Origin of the sequence: Desulfogranum japonicum DSM 18378, from assembly GCF_000429945.1 — a bacterium.
In the GTDB taxonomy this organism is placed as follows: Bacteria; Desulfobacterota; Desulfobulbia; order Desulfobulbales; family Desulfobulbaceae; genus Desulfogranum; species Desulfogranum japonicum.
Map to the genome: position 1 here is coordinate 48795 of NZ_AUCV01000017.1, position 22294 is coordinate 71088.

At 47.2% G+C, this 22294-nt stretch carries 19 protein-coding genes and 1 riboswitch; of the genes, 7 read left to right on the forward strand and 12 right to left on the reverse strand.

Annotated features, from left to right (window positions below):
- Positions 1-24 precede the first annotated feature (24 nt).
- The 4 genes from G493_RS0109125 to G493_RS0109140 all read right to left on the reverse strand — a co-directional run bounded on the left by G493_RS0109125 (position 25) and on the right by G493_RS0109140 (position 4417).
- Positions 25-1263: a CinA family nicotinamide mononucleotide deamidase-related protein gene (locus G493_RS0109125; RefSeq protein WP_028580128.1), complete on the reverse strand. Its 1239-nt coding sequence runs from the start codon at positions 1261-1263 to the stop codon at positions 25-27.
- Between the two features lie 239 nt (positions 1264-1502).
- Entirely contained in the window at positions 1503-2825 is a 1323-nt protein-coding gene (mtaB, locus tag G493_RS28590) for a tRNA (N(6)-L-threonylcarbamoyladenosine(37)-C(2))-methylthiotransferase MtaB (RefSeq protein ID WP_035274069.1), read from the reverse strand.
- 1 nt (position 2826) lies between these two features.
- Positions 2827-3891 (reverse strand): tRNA 2-thiouridine(34) synthase MnmA, encoded by a 1065-nt coding sequence (gene mnmA / locus G493_RS28595; protein WP_035274071.1) that lies wholly within the window; start codon positions 3889-3891, stop codon positions 2827-2829.
- Between the two features lie 154 nt (positions 3892-4045).
- The gene (locus tag G493_RS0109140; RefSeq protein ID WP_028580129.1) at positions 4046-4417 is read right to left on the reverse strand and encodes a helix-turn-helix domain-containing protein; all 372 of its coding nucleotides are present in this window, start codon (positions 4415-4417) and stop codon (positions 4046-4048) included.
- 573 nt (positions 4418-4990) lie between these two features.
- Between G493_RS0109140 and G493_RS0109145 the strand changes: the two genes are divergently transcribed.
- Positions 4991-5365 (forward strand): diacylglycerol kinase, encoded by a 375-nt coding sequence (locus G493_RS0109145; RefSeq protein WP_153306461.1) that lies wholly within the window; start codon positions 4991-4993, stop codon positions 5363-5365.
- Positions 5366-5410: 45 nt separating this feature from the next.
- Here G493_RS0109145 and G493_RS32010 read toward each other — a convergent pair whose 3' ends face one another.
- The 7 genes from G493_RS32010 to cbiM form a co-directional block, all read right to left on the reverse strand.
- Positions 5411-7369 (reverse strand): aminotransferase class I/II-fold pyridoxal phosphate-dependent enzyme, encoded by a 1959-nt coding sequence (locus G493_RS32010; protein ID WP_051309168.1) that lies wholly within the window; start codon positions 7367-7369, stop codon positions 5411-5413.
- A gap of 166 nt (positions 7370-7535) precedes the next feature.
- Positions 7536-8651 (reverse strand): GGDEF domain-containing protein, encoded by a 1116-nt coding sequence (locus G493_RS0109155; RefSeq protein WP_028580131.1) that lies wholly within the window; start codon positions 8649-8651, stop codon positions 7536-7538.
- Between the two features lie 161 nt (positions 8652-8812).
- The gene (locus tag G493_RS0109160; protein WP_028580132.1) at positions 8813-9553 is read right to left on the reverse strand and encodes an energy-coupling factor ABC transporter ATP-binding protein; all 741 of its coding nucleotides are present in this window, start codon (positions 9551-9553) and stop codon (positions 8813-8815) included.
- Positions 9554-9558: 5 nt separating this feature from the next.
- On the reverse strand, positions 9559-10350 hold the full coding sequence (cbiQ, locus tag G493_RS0109165) for a cobalt ECF transporter T component CbiQ (RefSeq protein WP_153306462.1): 792 nt from the start codon (positions 10348-10350) through the stop codon (positions 9559-9561).
- Entirely contained in the window at positions 10313-11077 is a 765-nt protein-coding gene (locus G493_RS0109170; RefSeq protein ID WP_028580134.1) for a DUF4198 domain-containing protein, read from the reverse strand. The genes cbiQ and G493_RS0109170 overlap by 38 nt, the downstream gene beginning before the upstream one ends.
- Positions 11078-11135: 58 nt before the next feature.
- Positions 11136-11741 carry a hypothetical protein gene (locus G493_RS0109175; protein WP_035274072.1) on the reverse strand — a complete coding sequence of 202 codons (606 nt, stop codon included), beginning with the start codon at positions 11739-11741 and terminating at the stop codon, positions 11136-11138.
- Positions 11742-11793: 52 nt separating this feature from the next.
- Positions 11794-12399, reverse strand: a complete 606-nt coding sequence (cbiM, locus tag G493_RS0109180; RefSeq protein WP_028580136.1) for a cobalt transporter CbiM — start codon at positions 12397-12399, stop codon at positions 11794-11796.
- A gap of 229 nt (positions 12400-12628) precedes the next feature.
- Here cbiM and G493_RS0109185 point away from each other — a divergent pair, with 229 nt between their 5' ends.
- Together G493_RS0109185 and G493_RS0109190 are read left to right on the forward strand one after the other, a co-directional pair.
- The gene (locus G493_RS0109185) at positions 12629-12916 is read left to right on the forward strand and encodes an antibiotic biosynthesis monooxygenase family protein (protein ID WP_028580137.1); all 288 of its coding nucleotides are present in this window, start codon (positions 12629-12631) and stop codon (positions 12914-12916) included.
- Between the two features lie 420 nt (positions 12917-13336).
- Positions 13337-14521, forward strand: coding sequence for a citrate/2-methylcitrate synthase (locus tag G493_RS0109190; protein ID WP_028580138.1), 1185 nt, complete (start codon positions 13337-13339; stop codon positions 14519-14521).
- A gap of 112 nt (positions 14522-14633) precedes the next feature.
- Here the strand turns inward: G493_RS0109190 and G493_RS0109195 are convergent, their stop codons facing one another.
- On the reverse strand, positions 14634-16355 hold the full coding sequence (locus G493_RS0109195) for an HD domain-containing phosphohydrolase (protein WP_028580139.1): 1722 nt from the start codon (positions 16353-16355) through the stop codon (positions 14634-14636).
- A 773-nt stretch (positions 16356-17128) separates the two neighbouring features.
- A riboswitch (cobalamin riboswitch) is annotated at positions 17129-17317 on the forward strand.
- Positions 17318-17882: 565 nt separating this feature from the next.
- On the opposite strand from G493_RS0109195, the gene G493_RS0109205 reads away from it, so the two are divergent.
- From G493_RS0109205 to G493_RS0109225, 4 genes are all read left to right on the forward strand, one after another.
- Positions 17883-18659 (forward strand): TatD family hydrolase, encoded by a 777-nt coding sequence (locus G493_RS0109205; RefSeq protein WP_028580141.1) that lies wholly within the window; start codon positions 17883-17885, stop codon positions 18657-18659.
- Positions 18622-19365 (forward strand): tRNA threonylcarbamoyladenosine dehydratase, encoded by a 744-nt coding sequence (locus tag G493_RS0109210; RefSeq protein WP_028580142.1) that lies wholly within the window; start codon positions 18622-18624, stop codon positions 19363-19365. Before G493_RS0109205 ends, G493_RS0109210 begins: the two co-directional genes overlap by 38 nt.
- 127 nt (positions 19366-19492) lie before the next feature.
- Positions 19493-21136, forward strand: coding sequence for an adenine deaminase (ade, locus tag G493_RS0109215; protein WP_028580143.1), 1644 nt, complete (start codon positions 19493-19495; stop codon positions 21134-21136).
- 411 nt (positions 21137-21547) lie between these two features.
- On the forward strand, positions 21548-22066 hold the full coding sequence (locus G493_RS0109225; RefSeq protein ID WP_028580144.1) for a nitroreductase family protein: 519 nt from the start codon (positions 21548-21550) through the stop codon (positions 22064-22066).
- Positions 22067-22294 lie beyond the last annotated feature (228 nt).

Below are 22294 nucleotides of genomic sequence, written 5' to 3' on the forward strand. Positions count from 1 at the left end.
GAGCTCTCCTCTTTATTATGAACATTATTCTGCAAGTAAGGCTCGCCTGACAGTGTCTAACGCAGTGTAGGCTGTTTTTTCCTGTACTTGGTTACGATTACCGCTGAACAGATATTTCTCTACAGATACCTGCTTTTGGTGGAACAGGCCTATATAAACGGTTCCAACAGGTTTCTCTTCAGAACCACCGCCTGGCCCGGCTATTCCTGTGACAGAAACCGCCATATTGCATCCCAGTTTGGCTGCCGGACGTGCAGCCATGGCCCTGGCAGTTTCAGGACTGACAGCACCATAATTACGCAGTAAAGCATGATCCACACCAAGCAATTGTTCCTTGAGATGATTGGAGTAGGCAATAACACCGCCAGCATACCAGTTGGAACTGCCGGGTACCTTGGTGAGCATGCTGCCGATTAAACCGCCTGTGCAGGATTCAGCTGTGCAGAGAAATTTTCTTTTCTCAGCGAGAAGGTTTCCGGTTACTTCGGCTAATGTCTGTTCACCGGTGCCAAAGATATGGAGCCCAAGAGTATCGCGAATTACCTGGTCAGTTTCCTGAAAAAGATCACTCGCCTGTATTTTATCCGCTGCCTGTACTGTTGCACTGATATGCACTTCGCAACCTACAGGGTAATATCCTATCTTCACGCCCTGATGATTCTCAAGGTGGGCAAGCATGGAGTTGATAGCTGATTCTGTCATCCCAAAAGCTTTATACACCTGCTGATGGAGGAAGGTATCTTCCGGAGGATACCACTCCTGTAATGCAGGCATTACCTTATTCTTGAGAAGGATCTCCATTTGTGGTGGTACGCCGGGAAGAAAAAAAAGCGGCTTCCCTTCAAAGGGAAGAATGTATCCAGCCATATGATATGATTTATCCAAGATGGTCGCCTGTTCCGGTACCCATGCAAGTTTTTCTATGGCTTTTTTCTGCTGCGAACTCATATTTTTCAGACGCTTTTCCACACTGGCAACAACTTCTGGGTGCAGGATACCGGTTAATCCAAGTGCTTTGATGACAGCCTCGTTGGTAAGGTCGTCGGTTGTTGATCCAAGGCCTCCGGTGATAATAACAAAATCTGCTCGCTTAACACTTTTGCAGAGAAAAGAGCCGATCTGTTCCGGGTCATCCCCAATGGTATGCATTGCTGTAATGGTATGACCTGCAGCAAAAAGCTGTTGTGCAGCAAAGGCGCTGGTGGTGTTGAGAATACGCCCTGTGGTCAATTCATCGCCTATGGCTATTATTTCACCAATCATCTGTTATCCTTCAGTTGAACATAACTCTTCTCACGGGACACGCCATTTCAATCTGTGGGGACATCCGATTTCGCCGTTTCAAGCTTGTGTCAGGTGCAGATCTTCCCTTGCAGAGCGTTACATATTCAGGTTGAAACAGACGGCTACCTGATGAAGGAAAGTAACGGTATTCCGTATATGGGTAAAATGTTGTGCCTGTGGCTGCTTACGTGTGAACAAATTCAAGCACTTTACTTGGTTCACCTTTTTTCCTCAAGCATGTCGTGCAGCAGTGAACCCATGGGTTCACTCTTTTCAATGGCATTAAAATGTACAGGAACAATGGAATGGATGAGATTGGTTGGGCCTGCAAACTGCAAAGGAATATAATTCTCAGAAAATCCCTGGAGAAGACCAGACTTTTTATTGCGCCGTTCAACCAAAACGTTGCAATGACTTCCAAGCAAACGGTTATAAAAAGCAGATCGTAATTGTGTGTCGAGCTGGCGGAGTCGATTTACTCTGGCACTTTTTACAGGGCCGGCAATGTGACCCGGTAAAGCTGCGGCAAGGGTACCCCGGCGCATGGAATAGGGGAAAACATGCAGATAACTGATGGGCAGGTCTGCTATAAGTTGATAGGTATTTTCAGCCTGCTCATCGGTTTCTCCTGGGAATCCACCCAGTATATCGCACCCTATTGCTGCATGGGGAAGCGCATCATGAACTTTTTCGATCACTTTACGAAAAAAGGCAGTGGTATACCTGCGATTCATCCGTTCCAGAACCGTATCATCGCCGCTTTGCAGAGGGATATGCAAATGGGGCATGAAATTGTCATAGCGGCAGACAAGTTCCAGTAACATATCATTGACTTCTGTCGGTTCAATGGAACTTAAACGGATTCGCAGTGTGGGAAAGGTGTCGCAGAGCCTCTGTAAGAGAGTGTAAATAGTTTCGCCTTCCTGCAGGTCAAGGCCATATTTTCCCACATTGATACCGGTAATGACCATTTCCTTATAGCCCTGTTCGTAAAAAATATCGGTCTGGTTGAGTATTTTTTCCAGGGGCAAGCTGCGGCTCGGTCCTCGGGTATAGGGAACAATGCAGTAGGAACAGAAATTATCGCAACCATCTTGTATGCGCAGATAGGAACGGGTTCGGCCAGCGAAATTTTTTACAGGGAGATCACAGATCTGTTTAGCCCAACTGATTTTACCCATGAGTTCGACCAGATCAGGAGCATCCTGCTGTAATGCTGTATCAACGAGCAGGTGCTTGTAATCATTACCGACAAGGCAGGCAGGCGAGCCCAGTATATCAATGATTTTTGCCGGATCGACCTGAACATAGCAACCCGTAACCAGGACTCTGGCGTTGGGATTGTTCTGCATGGCGCGGCGAATGAGTTGTCGAGACTGTTGGCCAGCCTTGGCAGTTACGGCGCAGGTATTTATGATGTAAATATCTGCCTCTGAAGAAAAGGGAACCAGGGTACAGCCGGCCTCTTCAAAGCTGCTTTTAAAAGAGGCTGATTCAAACTGGTTAACTTTGCATCCAAGGGTCGTGATTGCAACGCGCATATTATACCTCGACCACTGATTGCTGTTCGATGATGCCGCTACCCACCAGGTGGTCTGCTTCGTAGAATACGGCGTATTGACCGGGGGTAACTGCTCGTTGCGGCGTATCGAACCTGATCTGATAACGTTGATCGCTGAGACGGTGCAGTTCGGCTGCTGCCGCTCGATGACGTGAACGGATTTGCACGTCACCTTCCCACTGTAAAGGTGGTGTCATGTGCCATTGTGTGTCGCGTACGATTAACGTGTTTAGCATGAGTTGCTCATTCTTTCCAACAATAACCTGGTTATGGCGTGCATCAAGGGCTACAACGTACCAGGGGGTGGCATCGGGAATCCCCAGTCCACGTCGTTGCCCGACGGTGTAATTCCATATGCCTGTATGGACACCGATGCATTTTCCGGAAGTTGTTACAATATCTCCCTGAACAGGACAAATCCCGTGGGAAGCAAGAAAATCTGTAAGATTTTCCTGGAGAAAGCAGACATCCTGGCTTTCCTGACCGCTGAAATCAAACCCCAGTTCGTGTGCTTTTCGGTACGTGTCGTCTTTAACGTAATTACCTAGGGGAAGAACCAGATGTTTCAGTTGTCCGGGCGTCAGCCGACAAAGGAAATAGGATTGATCTTTTTGCGGATCCTTTCCTCGCCAAAGTTGGGCAACGGTTTTGTTCTGCCTGATACGTGCATAGTGGCCTGTAGACATTAGTGCTATACCATGTTCCTGTATTGTCTGCATAAGCAGGCCAAACTTGATATGCCGGTTACAGTGCACACAGGGATTGGGTGTCAGCCCCTGTTTATACAAACCAGTGAAGTGGCGAATTACAATTTCCTGGAAACTGTCTCGAATATCAACACAGGTAAGAGGTATTTGCAGCTGTTCTGCAACGTGTGAGACTTTTTCGTGTTGTTGTTCAAGGCTATCCAGGGGAAGGAGCATGAAAAAACCATGGACCTTGTATCCGTTTTCCATGAGCAGCGCAGCGGTTACGGTTGAATCAACCCCGCCGCTCATGGCTACGCCTATTGTTTGGCCAGAGGCAACCTGGTGTTCTAAACTCATATGTGGTAAAAAGAGACTAAATATTCCGGGTTAGAGTGTTGGTGGTGAGATTAAAGAATAGTCACTTTGGGGGTAGAGGTGGTTCAACAGAAACAGAAGCAGTTGTAGAAGGGGTTGATTGAGAAGAAAAATTTCGGGCGAGGGAGAATGGCAATTACAGTAAACTTGTGAGGATGTCGCAATTTCTGCAGATGTCCATTTTTTCTTTCCAATTCATGTCTGCTGTGCATTCACATCGGGTTCCGCTTAAAAACCAGCAGAGGTGACCGGCCTGAAATTCCCATGCAGGGCACTCTTTTTTACAGTCACATTTTTTCAGGTTCCAGCAATCCTTGCGTTTGTTTGCCTTGTTGTAGCGATAGTTGACGAGAAGAAAATAGAGCTGTCGTTCGACATGAACCGGAATGGAGCGCCATCCCTGTTCATAACTCTGTACTGCTTTGAGAGAAACTCCCAGGAGTTCTGCCAAAGATTTTTGTGTTTTACCGAGTTTAGCTCGAGCCTCTGTAAATTTTTCGCGATCCATATCTTCCCATCCTGACGATATTCATTCACTCCACACTGTTTACAGATACCACATGGTATGTGCATGATCAATTTATTTCTTGTTAACAGTGCAAACTCATGGACTGAAAGAGGGGATGTACGATATTATGTATGCGTCGATTAGTTCAGGTTTCTACCGTGTGCACCTGGGACAGTTTTTGATGAGAGTTATTTTGGTCAGAAGATCTGAGTCCGTGCACTCAGGGGGATTGGCAGAGATAATGCAGCAGCATAGTTGGCTATACTGTAGTATATCAACTGGTTACGGACAGCGTGGATTCGTCTGCTCATAAAGGGCTTGTCCATAAGTTACGCTTGCACGTGTCTAGGAAACAATTTACGTAACGATACAGAGGTATCCAAACTCAAGCTCTGGGCTTCCCGAGTTCGGGAGATGGGTTAGTGCCTGTCCATAGATAGTCTTTTCGGAGTCTCGTTCCTTGCTTGCCTGCCCAATTTTTGCGTTATGCGTAAAATCTCATTCTCAAAGGCAAGCGTAGACTCCGATATCAAGTGAATATGGTTTGACCTAGAACCTAAGGTATATCAGGAAATGAATGAAGAGAATTTGAAACCCAATGGAAGAGGCCTTAATCGTATTGCAAGAGCCACCGAATGTTCCATAAAAGGTTTGAAGGCCGCCTGGCAGAACGAGGCCGCCTTCCGCCAGGAAGTCATTATGTGTGCGTTGCTCATCCCACTGGGGATCTATTTGGGAGAGACTGGTCTTGAACGTGCGTTAATGATCAGCTGCCTCTTGCTGATAATTATAATTGAAATTATGAACACAGCTGTTGAAGCGGTGGTTGATCGGATAGGTATTCAGCGGCACATACTCTCTGGTTTGGCAAAAGACCTTGGTTCTGCTGCTGTAGCCATCTCATTGCTTAACTGTGTTCTTGTTTGGGGTTTTATTCTGGTGGGTTAACAGGATTACAAGTACGGCTTTCTCGAGTTTGGTGCATAGCTGCACTTATGATTGTAGAAAATGGTTGATCGCTTCAATCGGTGTATTGAGCAATTCGGCCATGGTAACTGCGGTAATCAGGGCACGGGCGGCATGCGTACCAACGGCTTCCCGTGTACAGGTATATGTAGTGTTACCGGTGCGAAGAATGCCTTGCGACAGCTGGTTGTCCAGAATGACATGGGGTGCGTGCCGGGCAGCTGCCATGGTGTTGGTAAAAGGATCATCCCCGATCCAGAGCAATCTTTCCGGGGGGAGCTTGGCTGTAATATGCTCGATACCTTTGGTAATGGCAGGGTAATCTAAATGTGGGTCAGCCTCTATGCCGCTGACAATAAGCCAGTCGGGAACAGCAATGTCCAGAAGACTTTCAGCATCCTTTTGAGAGCGGATGCCATATTCAAAAATGAGTATATCTGCCTTTTCTTTCCCCCAGATAGCCTGCCTGGCAAGGGACAGAGGAAAAAAGAGTTTTTCCGGGATAGTTTTCGGCTTTTTCAGGCATAAAATGGAGAGCGGTAGCCCTACCTCGGTATTATAGGAGAGCAGCGTGCCCCGGGTTTTGTTCACGGAACTGAGCAGCTCAACCATGGTCCTCTTGAGAGTTGTTTTTCCCTTGATACCTGTAATGCCGATAACCAGCGCTTTATTTTGCCTGAGATAGTGACGACTGGCAAGGGCTAGAATCAGGCGGGCACCTTTTCCCATCAATGTGTGACCGGTTGGTTCTGGAGTTGCAGGCCGGGAATTTTTTACAGGGATTGTCTTATGCTGTCTTTGCCGGGGTTGGCGTTGAAAGAAGTATCCCTCAAGCCGGTCAAAACCTCTTTCCAGATCCTCCAGCTCCCGGCCGAAGTTAATGCGAATATGTGACTCGCCGGATGGTCCAAAGGCTATGCCGGGTACTGTAGCCACCCCCACTTTGTCGAGAATATCATAGGCCAGTCGATGGCTATTTTCGCTGTATTTGACAATATCTTTGATTCTGGGAAAGACAAAATACGTTGCCTTGGGGACCTGGTAATCCATGACCTGAGACAGCTCGTCCAGCCGGGTGATGCAATAGTTTCGACGTTTTTTGAATTCAGTTCGGAACTCTTCAAGAAAATCAGCTCCGTACCGAAGCGCACCGATAGCAGCGTATTGCGAGGGTACCGGCGCACAGGTGACCATGGCATCGTGAAACTTGACAATGCGGCTTATCCGCTGTTTGTCGGCGTGGACAAAGCCCACCCGCCAGCCGGTCATGGCATAGGCTTTGGAAAATGAACAGGCGCGAATGATTCTCTCCCTGGCTTCGGGAATCTGGGTGGCTGAAAAATGGGGCTCATCCACATAATAAAAGTCTTTGTAGACCTCGTCGATGAGTATGGTTAGATCATGCCGTTCGCAGATTTGTACCAGGTGTTCGGTTTTTTCCCTGGAAAATAGGGTGCCGGTGGGATTGTTGGGGCTGCAGAACAGGAGAAGTTTCGTCTTTTTATTGATTTTCCGTTCAATTCGCTCTACCTGAAAATCAAAGTTGTTTTCCTCGTCCAGCTCAACATATCGCGGTATGCAGCCGGCAATGGATACTGCTCCCAGATAGGAGGTGTAGGAGGGGCTGGGCAGCAACACTTCATCGCCAGGCGAAGTGAAGGCCAGCAAGGTCGCGGTAATGCCTTCGATGGAGCCTGCGGTCACCAGGATTTCACGATCCGGGTCATAGGACAACCCGTCCGCTTCCAGTGAAAGTGCGATTTCCTCCCGTAATTCGGTAAGTCCTGTAGTCAGTGAGTATTTGTCACAGAGACCTGCAGCGATTTTTTCCTGGGCAAAGCGGATGACACGGCGCGGAGTGCGGAAGCTTGGAATACCCTGAGCCAGGGAGACAGCGTCAGGCACACGTGAAGCTGCCAGTTCCATGGCTTTTATAGGGGACAGCTCAAATTGATCAGAAGGTGACGATTTAACCTGAAAGCTCATGGATAATCCCAAGGTACCGTTATGCTAGGAGTCTGTCGGAGAAAGCTCTTTTTCCCCATATTTGTGTTGTTTTTAGAAAATCAATGCTCGCACAATATCAACTGTATGGCTGTGCTTGATTTCCTGAATAAGCCTTAATCTTGGTCAAAATCAACATGGACAGATACTATGTTAGCTGTTGAGTAGATCGCACACAATTTTTTCCATCTTTTTTTGCCAGGTAAACTGAATCGTCCGCTACCTTTATGAGAGCATCCATATTCTCGAGGTCGTCATGGGAACAGGCAACGCCGATACTTACCGAACCCCGCCAGAAGCCTTCACCAGTCTTAATTTTGAGAGCATTCACCTTTAATTTTGTGTGTTCTCCCACATAAAGTGCTCCTTCCAGACTCGTGTTAGGGCAGATAATAAAGAATTCATCGCCTCCCAGTCTGCAGACTATATCGTCTGTGCGAACAGCGCACTGGAGTTCCTTTGCCAGTTTTTTGAGAACAATATCGCCAACACCGTGACCCCATGTATCATTAACACCCTTGAAATTGTCTACATCCACCATAAGGCAGGAGAGAGGCTGGTTACGGAGCCTTGATTCTCTTAAAAGCTTCTCCAGCTGGTTCATAGCAAAACGTCTGTTGGGAAGTAGAGTCAGGTGGTCGGTTATGGATATAATCTCCAAGGCTTTGTTTGCTTCTGAAAGTTCTCTGGTGCGCTCTATCACTCTTTCTTCCAGGGTGCGGTTGAGCTCCATCAACGCCTTGTTACGTCTTGATACCAGGGTAAAAAGCGTATTCAGCGCTATTAATAGAGGCTCCGTTGAGCTGCTCGCTTCTTTTTCTTCCTCCTGGTAAGCTGTTGCGGGCTTTATGCCCTGCCTAATGGCAGCAACTTGCCGAGCCATGTTTTTGTCAGATCCCAAGATATGATAAACAAGCCAGTGGGTGAGATATTCAAAAAGGGATTGGCAGTCCTCTTGATTGCGGACATCAATGGTTTCAATAAGGTTTGTAACGTCACTGACGAAGTCCCGGTGCTCAGCCAGGTGCGAGGAGATATGACGCAGATCGACCTGCATGTTGGCCATCAATTCTTCTTCAGTTTTGAAATGGCATTGAGCATATTCTGCCAGTTTATGAAAAGATTCCATGAGAAAATCTTCGGAAACCGTATGCTCAGACAAGGCCTGACCAAAGGTATTGAGCATGGTAATCAGGGACTGATGTTGCTCATCAACGAGATCAAGGCCTGTAATAAATTGTGAACCCCACACAAAAATTTCCATAACATGTGACTTTCCCTGGGAAATTGCTCAATAACAGCTGCAATGATATTGTGCACACAAGAGGAGAAAGCTATTGGATAGATTATATGGAGATTATATCACTTAGTAAGTACCTGTCCATAAATGGTTTTCAAAGGCAACACGTCACCTTGCCGACAGTATCAACAGTGCTGATGCTCATGGGTGTGGCTGCCCATGGGATGAGCATGTTTATGGTTGTGAATCTCCATCTGTTCACTGAAGGTCAGCTTGCCATTTTCCAGGGCAACGTACCCATCTGCCAGCTTGGAGAGCAGGTCCCAGTCATGGGAAATGATGATCATCGGGATTTCCAGAGCTTGCAGGGTTGTGAGCAACCTGTTTTTGGCTGTCCTGTCCAGGTCATTGGTAGGTTCATCAAGCAATAGAACCTTGGGATTCATAGCCAGCACAGTAGCCAGAGCGATCATCCGTTTTTCCCCACCTGAGAGGGTATGGGTTATCCTCTCTATGTAATTTTCCATCCTTAGCAGCTGCAGAACTTCAAGGGCGGTAGCTTTGGCCTGTCTACTGGTTTGTCCTAGATTCAGAGGGCCAAAAGCCACATCCTCCAGGACTGTAGGGCAGAAGAGCTGGTCGTCGGCCTGTTGAAAGACCATACCGACGGAACGACGCAACTGCACCAGGTCTGTATCCGATTGTATGGGGTTTCCCTGGAAGTATACCATGCCGGTTGTAGGTTTTAAAAGGCCGACCAGAAGGTGGAGGAGGGTGGTTTTCCCACTCCCGTTGTCACCTATCAATCCCATACGGTTGCCGGGAAAAGAGAAATCAAGCTGCTCAAACACGGGTTTGGCACGTTGTTCATAGGAAAATGTGACCTTGCGCAACTCAAGAAGAGGGGCTTGTGTGGGGTTTTGCATAGGGATTACCAGAAGAAGGAAAGCAGTGTAAGGAGCAGGAAAGTACTGCTGAATAAGAGCAGTGACAAAGGCGTTGCCCCGGGAGGGGCCGGTGAGTCAGGGGACAGCATGGGATAGATTCCGGTAAACCCTCGCATAAGCATGGCCTTGTGGACCCTTTCAGCCCGTATTTTACTACGGAGAAGGGTCATGGCTATCAGGTATCCGTAGGTACGGTACGTATGGAGGTTCGTACCTGGAACAAACCCACGTAAAAGAGCTGCCTGATAAAGACGTTGGTATTCTTCCTTGATTACAGCTATGTAACGATAGGTAGCTCCCAGTAGCTGGACAAAGCGGCTTGGTACACGGAGCTGCTGAAGTCCTCTGCACAGTTCCGGTATGGAAAGAGTGCCGATGAGTGACATGAGGAACAGCATAATACCATTGCTTTTCATGGTGATGATCATGGCTAAAAACAATCCCTCTTTGTATAGGGACACCCACCCCAGGGTTATGACAGGCGGGCTGGGTGTCTTTGCAAGGGGCAGGGTCAGCCAGAGAAAGAGGATGAACAGGTTCAGAGAAAGCAGCCGTTTCAGAACCCACCACGTGTTAAGCCTTCCAAGTATACAATATACAACTGCCAGTATCAGGCCAGCCAGCAGACAGGACAGGGACTGGGAAGACGCTAGAACCAGACTGAGTAAACCTGCAGTTACTATCTTCAGGCGCGCATCTACGCGCTCCATCAATGGTGAGTTCAACAACTTGCTCTGGCTATTTCCACTGGTCAAAGTATAACCAGAGTACTGCACCCTGTTCCACCTCTTTGGGTGTTTTATCTGGTCCTGGAAGGGTGTAATCAGCTGTGGTCAGTGCTGCAAAACCCCACCAGCCGGCCTGTGGACAACTGAATGTGAAAACTCCCTGCTCATCGGTTTGTATAACCTGGGTCTCGTGATACTCTGATGGAAGGGAGAACTGCGCTTCCTGATTATACAATTCCACCTCTACTTCGGTGTTGGCAACGGGTTTGCCGTCTACCAGAACTTTACCGACAAAAGTGTTGCCCGCGTAATTGCCAAATGGCCTGAGCAGGGGGACAATCTCTGTTTTGAGTCCTATCGGGGTGTCCCAATCGGAGTCATCACCAAAGGCAGCCACCACTGTTTTTGTGTAATGTATGATATAGACGTCTTCCGCCGGTTCCCAGTAAGGTTCTGGTTCCACGACAAAAGAGTATACTCCGGGTCTGGAGAAAGAATACTCGCTTTGCCAGCCTTTGTGCTCCATGACTGTGGTTGGTTGCAAGGTACTGAGCAGATCTGTCTGTTCTCCGTTCACAAAAGAAAAAAACTGCCTGGGTTTTTCCATATCCATCCCGATGCCGGCGAAGGGATGGGAAAAGGATATCTGCAGCGAGGTTGATCGATGTTCCTGGGTGACATGGTTAGTGTCTGGGATGAGCATACCAAAATGAGCACATGCTGGATCTGTCTGAAACAGTAAACCTGCAAAAGATAACACACAGAGTGCATGCAAGGTTCCTGAACCAAGGTAACCGGTTACATGTTTGTTGCTTTTTGAGTTTGATGTCACTTTATTCACCCTTTTTTCTTTTTTTCGATTGGATAATGAATAACAGGGAAACTATGCCTATAATCCAGCCAATTCCACCGATAATTTCCTGTATTCCCGGGCCTTTGTCTTTTTCTTCCATGATCATGCGTTTGAGTGGTTCTATTTCTCTTGAAACCACCTCTTCTACAGCACGTATCAGAATTTCGTGGTTGTCATCGTCATGCATCTGTACCGAATCTGTTTGTTCTGCAGGTTGTGCTACAGAGGCAGCTGGCGGTGTGGGGCTTGCCGTTACTTTTGTTTGCGGCTCCAACAGCCATTTTGCCTGATGGCCCTGACCGGCTTTGAGAATGACCTCGAGTGCAACATGTTGCAGCTCTTCCGGGATGGGACAACGGTATTCACCTTTGCTGTCAGTTTGTCCCTTGCAGAGTACCTGTTGGTCAGATGGTTGAATAATGACGACTTCAGTGTTTTTGGCCGGACGATCCTTGCCGAAGTTCCCTTCGACAACGATTTCCTGTCCACTGGTAAAGGCAAATACCCGGACGCGATGTGCGTACGAGTTCTGACTGAATGCACACAAAAGAAACAGAGCCATGCAGAAGAAAATTCTTAAATACATTACTTTTATCCCAGGGAAGTTGCTTTTTTATAAACGTTCTGAACAGGGCGGATCAGGAGCAGGGAGAATGCAGCATGTCTGGTTGGACTTTTTCGAGAAATGAGACCGCAAACAGGGTAACACAGCCTTCAACGAGCATCAGCGGAACATGCAGCCAGAAAAGTGTTGTTGCACTGTGAATGTATGATTGTCCTGAGGCAAATAAAAAGACGCTGGCCAGGAGAGCTGAGCCGAAAATGGATCCTGCGCCGGCAAGAAAAGCACATATCATTTGTTTTTTTCCCGTCTGCTCAATGGCGTTGCGAAACAGATAGTAGACAAGTAAAGCAGGCCCGGCCATAATGACGGTATTGGCCCCCAGGGCAGTAATCCCGCCAAAACCGAAAAGCACGGCCTGGAGGACGAGAGCAGTCAGTATTACCGGAAACGCAGCCCACCCGAGAAGTAATCCCACCATACCATTCAAAATGAGGTGAATATTTCCCGGTCCTATGGGCACATGAATGAGTGAAGCTACAAAAAAAGCAGCGGAAAAAAGACCTGCAGTAATAATTTTTTCCTGGTTGAGTTGCTGTAGGCCTATGGCTGTTCCTATGCAGGCGATAACACCGCTGCCTGCGAGAATAGGAAGGGAGAGAACACCTTCTGTGATATGCATGGGAACTCCGAAATACAGTATTACTATAGCTTGGTTCGTAACACTGTATCCGTAGGCTTTGTACCAGTCAAGCATAAAAACGTATAGCAGGGAGCAGTCAATGTATCCTCCTGCACTTGTCTGTTTGACGGAAAAAAACGAAAAGCCTATACTATAAGTGTGGCTGTAGAGCACAATAAACGTCTGTTTGGCTTCAATAACATGTTTTAACAACAAGAGGAGGTCTTATATGGCAGTAAAAGTGCTTATCCGTAGAAATGTATCTCAAGACGTCGAGGGAAAACTGGCTGGTCTTCTTCGTGAGATGAGAACCCTTACCATGCAGAGAAAGGGCTATATTTCCGGAGAAACTTTTTCACGTTTTGATAAACCGGGAGAAAGTTTGGTTATCAGCACCTGGCAGTCTGCCGATGATTGGCGGGAATGGGTACTATCACCTGAACGTCAGGCTGTCCAGAAAAAGATTGATGAACTCGTCGGCACGGAAACAACATATGAAATCTTTACATATGCCTGATGGTGTACCCGTATAGAAGTAGGTTATGATTAAGTCTGTTGTATGATAAATGAAGATAAGTACCGGTTATACTGGTACTTATCTCGTTTGTGCATGCCCCATGAAACACACACTGTATCCTGTTCTGGTATCTCACAAATTACAGCGAGAGTTCCCCCAAAAGTGTTAGTAAGCTCAACTTTCTGCCAACCTTTTCTTAGACTCAAGTCTTTTCAATTGAGACAAGCATTCTTATTATTTATAGCAAGTCTGGACTTTTACGAACTATAATGTTTGTATGGTCTGAGGTGGATTTTCTGTGGATAGATCTGGTTGTTTTTGGATGTACAATGTCCGAAGCGTGCGTTGGAATATCCTGCAAATTTCCCGGAAGCTTTCAGTCTGGGTTTTCAAATTGTTACTGAAAATGCGGAGAATTACATGGCAGAAGAAAAACGTGTGAAAAACACAGGCCTTAGAGGGGTAGCTATTGCAGATTCAGCCGTCAGCTTCATCGATGGAGAAAAAGGTGTTTTGATCTATCGTGGATATCGCATAGAGGATCTTGCCGATCGTTCCACGTTTATGGAAACAGCTTATCTGTTGATTTATGGATATTTGCCATCTTCCAGTGAGCTGGAGGATTTTGATATGCGTGTTCGCTCCCAGAGGTCTCTTCCCGGACATGTAATAGAAAGCATGAAAAAAATGCCTGTGGAAGCTCATCCCATGGATGTGCTGCAGGCGGCTGTGCCCATGTTAGCCATGGCAGATGCTGATATTACTGATGTCTCCAGGGAACGGTATTATGAACGATCCATAAGTTTGCTGGCCAAATTTCCCACAATGGCGGCAGCGTGGCATCGAATTCGGAATGGGCTTGAGCCTCTGCAGCCAGATAACGATCTGGAGCACGCAGCAAATTTTCTCTACATGCTGCAAGGAGAAAAACCGGATCAGGAAACCGCGAAGGATCTGGATACCTGTCTGATTCTTCATGCAGACCACACCTTTAATGCCTCTACCTTTGCTGCCCGGGAAGTAGTCTCAACGCAGGCTTCCATTTATGCGGGGGTAAGTGCGGCCATTGGTGCTCTATCAGGAGGTCTGCATGGCGGAGCCAATGCCAGGGTGATGTCCATGTTGCTGGAATTGGAGCATACGGAGGATGTAGAAGGCTGGGTCAAAGACCGACTGGAACAGAAAAAGAAAATAATGGGACTGGGACACGCTATCTATAAAACAGGTGATCCGCGCGCAGTGTATCTCAAGCGTATGGGAGAGCGACTCCAGAAGAAAACCGGGCAACCCTGGTTTGCAATTTCTCAAAAAATAGAAGAGACGGCACTGGCCATTTTTTCAGCCCAGGGAAAAAATACCATTCTGCCGAATGTCGACTTCAATAGTGCCCCTGTTTACTATCTCATGGGTATTCCTATTGATTTCATGACCCCGGTGTTTGCCATAGCCAGGGTATCAGGCTGGTGCTCCCACATCATAGAAGAGTCTTTTGGTGATGCCCAGGGCAAACCTGCCCTGTATCGTCCAAAGGCGGAGTATGTTGGGAATTACTGCGGTTTGTTCGGTTGTACCTATATGCCGATGTCTGATCGCAAGAAAGAATAACCTCGCTGACAGACACCATGTGAGACCTGACATTGCAGGTTGGCTTTATTGTATTGGCCTTTTTGTTTTCCCTGCGGCATGCTTAGCCCGCCGCAGGGAGTGAAAACGTGTTTCACCAGGTTTGGGCAGTAAAATCAATGACCCTGCGGGTGATTATCTCTATGCAGGCATCAACGGCTTCTGCATAATATTTGATCTCCCGCCCTTCCCGAATGGTTTCCAGAGCCTTTTCCATTCCCAGGGCGGGGCGATACGGCCTGTGGGAAGACATTGCTTCCACCACATCTGCCACAGTTAGTATTTTTGCTTCCAGCAGTATTTCTTCATCATGCAATCCCCTGGGGTAACCGCTGCCATCAAGGTGTTCGTGATGCTGGTAAACTATTTCTGCAATTGGCCAGGGAAAATCAATATTCTTTAAAATTTCGTATCCCACTTCAGTGTGACACTGGATCACAGCCCATTCCTGTCTTGAAAGAGCCGAGGGCTTGGCGAGGTACTCGGCAGGCAGGGAAATTTTACCGATATCATGAAGAATTGCAGCGAAATGCAACCCTTCAATACGTTCTTCATCCAGGCCAAGTGCTCGTCCGATGGCGCAGGCTAACTGGTCCACCCGCTGTTGATGACCTGCGGTATAAGGATCACGTTTTTCAGCAGCAGAGGCCAGTGATTTCACTGTTGCCTCAAGACTTGCATGTAATTTATCACGGCTGTTTCGCAGTTCCTGAATAAACGCTATACGTTCGGTGACATCTCGGGCTACACCACGAAAAACCAGATATTTCCCGTTATCGCCGGTCACTGGAACAGCGTTGATATCAAGGATTACCTGTTGGTCGTCTTTACTACAGCAGGTAATTTCGAGCCCGGAAATAGGTGTATGAGCCTGGGTGTGATGGTGCAGGGTGCGCTCGATAATTGGTTTATCCCTTTTCAAGCAGAGAGTGTGTAAGCTCATGCCTGTAATCTCTTCAGGTTTATAGCAGAGTATATGCTCAATTCTAGGGCTGGAATAGGTGATGGTTCCCTGATGGTTGAACTCTAGAATCCAGTCGCTGGTGGCTTCAACCAGGCTACGGTAATGTTCACGACTTTTCTCAAGATCCTTTATCAGGTGGCCACGTTCTTCCCAGATACGCACACGTACCCGGTCTGCAAGGATGGTATGACGAATACTGTACAGAGCCAGGCCGATTGCTGCAGCCAGGAAAAGGGCTGAAACAGCGGTAAGTTTTTTTCGTATCTGTGCCACCTGGGCATAGACTTCTTCCAGGTAAATACCTGTACCGAGAACCCAATCCCATGGTTCAAAAAAACGAATATAACCAACCTTACGTGCAAAGCTTTCAGGCTTGTCCATATATTGCCACATGTACTCTACATAGCCAGTGCCTTGCTCCTTGGCGATGCGGACAAATTCACGGAAGATATATTTTCCTGTTGGATCCTGGAAAGAAAAACTGTTTGTCCCTTCCAGGTCCGGACGATATGGGTGAACCACCAGGGCATGGTTTAAATCGTTAATCCAGAAATAGTCTCTGCCGGAGTCACCGTAACGAAAATTTCGGATATGGGCAATGGCTTGCCGTTGTGCTTCTTCTCGGGTCAAGCGTCCCTGCAGTTCCCAGTTATGGTAGGTGTTGAGAACGTTCCAGGCAGTTCCGGTCAATTCTTTTATCATGGTTCGTTTACCGGCCATGAAGTTACGTTCAATGGAAGGCAGAATAACCATGAACACAGACACGATAAAAAGAATAAGAGTGAGCAGAGCTGGCAAGGCTATACGAATGGAAATAGCCCTGGATAATCGTCGCATCCCTCTACTTTCCATTGAGCGGCCTCAATACAGGGGAGAGGTGTAATGAAAGAGATAACATATCAAGACTCATGGTAATTGATCACTGGTTTAACAATACTGACATTTCGATTAGTTACGATTCATGATGTGTGTGCTTCAACTGCGTTATTGCAGATAGAATTCGGTAATACTACTTCCAGTATACAGTATATTGTTATGGAACCACACTGCACGGCTGATTTGTGAGTGTAAAAATGTCTTCTGCTTATAACTATATCATGAAAATAAACCGGTTCGTGCGAGTTGTTTTTTGCAGTGATTGTTATGGAGTTCCTGGAACATGGAAGGTTTTACTTCCATGTAACATAACAGCTCACCGTGCATCTGGTCTTTCCGCGATCAGCCTGGAGTACGTAGGCCCAATACGCTGAACCCGCCTGCTTGCGAAAATCTCAAGTATCCTGTAACCACTTACAAATACGGGTGTTGTTGCTTTAATAGTTTCACCCATGGGGAGTTGCCATGTAACGTTGTATTGTGTTTAGGGTCACGGAAAAAATAAATTATTCAATCTCGCTTGTCTCTCAACTCAGTAACGTCGTAGCGTCAATGGCTCAATACGACCAGTATGGAACCATTGACGCTACGACGTTACCAAACCGATATCCTATGCAATTTTTGGATATTTACTATTTTTCGCGACCCTTAATGTGTTTAACAACCTGTAATCCCCGCGAAATTATTGGTACAGGCAGTCCGGAGCAAAAAGCCTGTTTTTGCTTGACAAGAGTAAGATCTTATTGTTTTCTTGTAATAAGTTTTCAGGTTCCTTGCGAAGGAATAATATGGGAACTCCGTGAAAATCGGAGACGGGCCCGCCGCTGTGACCGGGGACGGACACTGCACAAGTCACTGATCAGTAACTGCTGATCGGGAAGACGCAGTCAGTAGGATGATCCGGAAGTCAGAATACCTGCCTGAAAAGCTGAGCTGTCTTCTCGAGGAATAGAAGGGCAGTGTCGATACGAGGAATACAGGGCATCCCCGGATCATCCAGTTGGTCCGGGGATTTTTTATTTCCGGACAGGACGAAACACCTTTAATGAACATGTCTGACCGATGGTGCATGTGCTGCTGTCGTATCGGTGAGATATTTAAAGCTGATTTCGATTTTTCTCCGTTATCTTTATTGCAGAGAAAAAGACTGGGCTCAACAAGCCACCTGCTTGTTCAGTCAGCACCAGGTTGCAGCCATGTCCGAACGGGTTGTGTTCGATTGCCGGCGAATATAGCCTCCCCCCCAAAATGCACCTGTGAAGAGCGATGGTGGTGTTTGTGTTATCCTGCGTAGTTTCTTGCATTTTTCAACAGGCTGTGTCTCTTTGTATTATCTCAAGATGTGGAGACTTCATCTCTTTGGCCATTTACGGCATGTAACCGTTTTGCGCACAGGTGACATGCCGGTGAACGATCACTCTACAGTATTTTGAATTGACCGGTTGAGCAGGTCCTCTGTGATATGATCCTTTCCCTTACTGTTGCACTGGAGAATGCTTCTGAATGACTTTCTGCTTTGATGCCCATATTCATCTTGAAGACAACTGGTGGGCGCCCGAAGAAATTATCCGCTTGATGGACAAAGGACGAATGTTTTGTGATAATACTGTGCGGGAGAAGGACTGGACAGCTGTCCTGAAACGGGCAGAGGCATCTTCTTCCCTGGTGCCGTTTATAGGTTTGCATCCCTGGTACGCTGATACGACTTCGTCAGACTGGGAGCACACCATGAGGTTTTTGCTGCATGAGTATCCCCACGCCGGTGTCGGGGAGATAGGTTTGGACAGGTGCTGTAAGATACCCTTTACCAAACAACTGGAGGTTTTTCGCCTTCAATTGCGGTTGGCTGTGGAAAATAACCGTCCGGTGTCTGTACACTGTGTCCGGGCTTGGGGAAAATTGCTGGAAGAACTTGAAAAACTGCCATTGCGCGGTGCCAGAATAATGATTCATGGTTTTGCCGGATCTGTAGAGACAATGCACAGATTGGTGAGGCATGGCATGTACTGCTCCTTTTCTCCCATGCTCTGCACAGAAAGAGGACAAAAAATTTTTCCAGCCATTGAACAGATACCGGAAGAGTATCTCTTGCTTGAAAGTGATGCTCCGGGACAGCTTCTTGCAAAACAGGAAGTTGAGGATCATATACTTACCTATGCGAATACCATGGATGCGCTCTATCAGCAGGTCGCATCCATACGCAGAATTTCTCAAGAAAAACTCAGGGAACAGATAGAAATAAATGGAGCGGTTTTTACGAACGCAACGATTACTGGGTGAAGAACGGTTTCTTCGGTTGCAGCAAGCCTTTGTCACAGTAGTGGGGATTGGCGCAGTCGGAGGGTATGTAGTGGAGGGCCTCGCCCGTGCCGGGGTAGGCCGCCTTCGTCTGGTGGACTTTGACCTGGTTCAGCCAAGCAACATAAATAGACAGATACTGGCCACAGAAAATACCCTGCATCGTCCCAAGGTGACAGTTGCAAAAGAACGTGTCCTGTCCATTAATCCCCAGGCTGAAGTTGAGGCTCTTGAGGTCTTTGCTGCAGAGGAAACTCTGGAGCACATTCTCTCTCCAAGGCCGGATCTTGTGATCGATGCCATTGATTCTTTGAACCCCAAGGTACATCTGCTCATGGAATCCTGGAAAAAGAATATACCTACGATTTCTTCCATGGGGGCTGCCCTGCGGACAGATCCAGGTAGAATATGCAGCGGTGATCTCAGTGAAACCAGAAACTGCCCTTTGGCAAGGCGAGTGCGTAAACGATTACGAAAAGAAGGGATCACCAATGGCATTGATTGTGTTTTTTCCACAGAAGAGGTGAATTTCACGTATACAGAGCCTGAGCATGACCATACAGAAGCAGTGGTAAGTGTCCATGACGACCGGGGTCGTACCCGTCGTGTTTTGGGCAGTCTGCCTACCCTTACCGGGATCTTTGGTTTGATTATCGCCAACAGGGCTATTCTACGATTATCACAGTAATCTGTTGTTTTATAGAGGTTTGCGACAGGTTGTCTTGTATGTGTACACTGAAATTACTTGCAAGCATGATGAACACGAAATCAAGGAATTACATATACCTTGATCAGTTAGGAATGAGGAGATTTCCATGCGCCAGCTGAAAACAGTTTCCGGGACTCTGGTGGATATACCCAACCGAAATATGTTTGGGGCCAGAATAGATGTGTCTGAGCAGGGAGACATTGAATCTATTACAGCTGATTCAAATCCGGAGCCAGGTTTTATCCTCCCTGGCTTTGTTGATGCCCACGTACATGTGGAAAGTTCCATGCTCGGGCCTGTTGCTTTTGCCAGGGAAGCTGTACGGCATGGTACACTAGGAGTGGTTCAGGATCCCCATGAAATAGCCAATGTTCTGGGAATTAAAGGTGTGGACTTCATGCTTGCAGAGGCCGCTCGTACGCCCCTGTTTTTTGCAACCGGCGCACCATCATGTGTTCCGGCAACTCCCTTTGAAACAGCAGGCGCTGAGTTGGACCACAATGATATTACTCAGTTACTGGCACGAAACGAGGTGACCCATCTTTCTGAAATGATGAATGTTCCAGGCGTCCTGAACCGGGAAAGTGGCGTGATGGCTAAGCTGGAAGCAGCCAGACAACATGGAAAACCCGTTGACGGCCATGCTCCAGGGCTTAGAGGAGCTGACCTGTCAACCTATGTCCAGGCAGGTATCAGTACTGACCATGAATGTCTGGACTTGGATGAGGCACTGGAAAAGGCTGCGGCCGGTCTCTCCATCCAGTTGCGTTATGGTTCGGCAGCCAGAATTTTTACTCCTCTTCTCCCTCTGATTGATCGATTTCCGCAATCCTGTATGTTTTGTTCCGATGATAAACATCCTGATGATCTGATGCGGGGGCACATTGATGAAATGGTGCGTATTGCCGTTCAGGAGGGGATAGATATTTTCCATGTTCTGCAGGCAGCATGTGTCAATCCTGTTCTGCATTATAGTTTACCGCTCGGCCTGCTGCGTGAGGGTGACCGGGCAGATTGGATTGAGGTAGAAGATCTTCAAACGTTTCACGTGAAGCGTTCCGTGCTCAAGGGGAAAGTGGTGGCAGAAAAAGGTGTTTCCGTTTTACCGATGGAAGAGCCTTTAGATCAACCGAATCAGTTTCTTCTGCAGCCAATTACATCTGGCAGTCTCCGTGTTCCTGCCAAACAGGGTGCGTGTAGACTCATCACTGTCACCGACGGAGACCTGATAACTGGTTCGGTAACCTGTTTTCCAACCATTGTTGATGGAACTGTAGTTGCTGACGCGAGTCGCGATATATTGAAACTTGTTGTCTGTAACCGATATGCAGAATATCCTGAACCTGCCGTTGCCATGGTCAGCGGTATAGGATTACAGCGTGGAGCTTTTGCTGCCAGTATAGCCCATGATTCACATCATCTTGTGGCTGTGGGATGTGATGATACAGCTCTTGAACGGGCTATAAATATGGTTATTGGCAGTAAGGGCGGCCTTGCAGCCGTAGACGGGCAAGGCAGGGAAGAACTGATGCCGTTACCTGTGGCCGGTCTCATGACTACCATGAACTGTGAACAGGCTGCTGAAAGCTATATCAGACTGAATGCACTTGTCAGAGCCTGCGGTTGTCCACTACATGCTCCTTTCATGACCTTGTCGTTTTTATCTCTGCCTGTGATTCCAAACCTGAAACTTACAGATCAGGGGTTGTTTGATGGCATCCAGTTTAGACGCGTTGGATTCTGGGTATGAGAGCAGAAAAGATAAACCCTTCCTGAAAAAGTATCTCGATATCAACACTTTCGACCTAACATTGCAACAATCATGAGAGTGAGCCGATGTGCTGTACAATTCGGTATCCCGGCCAGTATATTTACAGATACCTCGCAAAAGCACGAGCAGATCTGTTCGCAGCACTTTTGGAAACGCTTCACACCCTGAACGTCAGTATAATAGCCATTTCCGGAGGTGGCTACTAAGTATTGCACTGTGCATTACGTTATCCAGAACAGTATATTACCTTCTTGGCAATGTTTCCGGATATACTTTTTTATTGGTAAAAAAATATTATACCGAGGTGATCTGCTCTTTGAGTCAATTCCTGTGAACCAATAGAGCAATGAGTCTCGCAAATTTCAGCCTTTGGAGGCAATAGAGACCATTATGGACATTTTTGAAGCCCTGCATACGAGGAGGAGTATCCGGAAATATAAGAAACAGGAAGTTCCCGAGGGTATTGTTCAAAAGATACTTGCCGCAGCCATGATGGCACCAAGTGCCGGTAATCAACAGCCTTGGCAGTTTATAGTCATCACTGATGATGGCCAGAAAGAGAAGATGGCAACCGTACATCCCTATGTCAACATGGTTCGAACTGCACCGCTGGCTATTCTGGTCTGCGGTGATTTAACGAAGGAAAAATATGAAGGCTATTGGCCCCAGGACTGCTCTGCAGCCATGGAAAATATGTTGCTCGCTGCTCATGGTTCTGGATTGGGGGCGGTCTGGACCGGCATTTATCCCTTGGATGATCGAGTGGCCAAGTTCAGCGAGATATGCAAACTTCCCAAACATGTTATTCCCTTAGGGCTGGCTATTCTGGGATGGCCGGATCACAGTCCATCTGCAACGGATCGGTTTAATCCGGAATGTATTCATTACAATAACTGGGAGGGAAAGTAATAGCCGGGGCACGTTTCTCCCTGATTATAACGTAACGTTACATCCTTAAATGGTAACTGCTCTTGGATGATTAAATTTTGGGCATAACACAAAAAACGAGCAAAAAGACAATTTGTGGAAAGGCATTGTCAAAAAAGTGTGCGAAGATAATTGGCAAATGGAACAATATTGCTAAGCAATACAGCTACTACCCTCAGGTCTCCATCCATGTCAGTGGAACCTGAGGGG

Coding starts and splice junctions, on each gene's coding strand:
- cbiM (WP_028580136.1), bottom strand. CDS start 12,399: ATGCATATCACAGAAGGTGTTCTCTCCCTTCCTATTCTCGCAGGCAGC.
- ade (WP_028580143.1), top strand. CDS start 19,493: ATGCGCCAGCTGAAAACAGTTTCCGGGACTCTGGTGGATATACCCAAC.
- G493_RS0109185 (WP_028580137.1), top strand. CDS start 12,629: ATGGCAGTAAAAGTGCTTATCCGTAGAAATGTATCTCAAGACGTCGAG.
- G493_RS0109210 (WP_028580142.1), top strand. CDS start 18,622: ATGGAGCGGTTTTTACGAACGCAACGATTACTGGGTGAAGAACGGTTT.
- mtaB (WP_035274069.1), bottom strand. CDS start 2,825: ATGCGCGTTGCAATCACGACCCTTGGATGCAAAGTTAACCAGTTTGAA.
- G493_RS0109195 (WP_028580139.1), bottom strand. CDS start 16,355: ATGGAAAGTAGAGGGATGCGACGATTATCCAGGGCTATTTCCATTCGT.
- G493_RS0109145 (WP_153306461.1), top strand. CDS start 4,991: ATGAATGAAGAGAATTTGAAACCCAATGGAAGAGGCCTTAATCGTATT.
- G493_RS0109175 (WP_035274072.1), bottom strand. CDS start 11,741: ATGTATTTAAGAATTTTCTTCTGCATGGCTCTGTTTCTTTTGTGTGCA.
- G493_RS0109225 (WP_028580144.1), top strand. CDS start 21,548: ATGGACATTTTTGAAGCCCTGCATACGAGGAGGAGTATCCGGAAATAT.
- G493_RS0109155 (WP_028580131.1), bottom strand. CDS start 8,651: ATGGAAATTTTTGTGTGGGGTTCACAATTTATTACAGGCCTTGATCTC.
- G493_RS0109160 (WP_028580132.1), bottom strand. CDS start 9,553: ATGCAAAACCCCACACAAGCCCCTCTTCTTGAGTTGCGCAAGGTCACA.
- G493_RS0109190 (WP_028580138.1), top strand. CDS start 13,337: ATGGCAGAAGAAAAACGTGTGAAAAACACAGGCCTTAGAGGGGTAGCT.
- G493_RS0109125 (WP_028580128.1), bottom strand. CDS start 1,263: ATGATTGGTGAAATAATAGCCATAGGCGATGAATTGACCACAGGGCGT.
- G493_RS32010 (WP_051309168.1), bottom strand. CDS start 7,369: ATGAGCTTTCAGGTTAAATCGTCACCTTCTGATCAATTTGAGCTGTCC.
- G493_RS0109140 (WP_028580129.1), bottom strand. CDS start 4,417: ATGGATCGCGAAAAATTTACAGAGGCTCGAGCTAAACTCGGTAAAACA.
- mnmA (WP_035274071.1), bottom strand. CDS start 3,891: ATGAGTTTAGAACACCAGGTTGCCTCTGGCCAAACAATAGGCGTAGCC.
- G493_RS0109205 (WP_028580141.1), top strand. CDS start 17,883: ATGACTTTCTGCTTTGATGCCCATATTCATCTTGAAGACAACTGGTGG.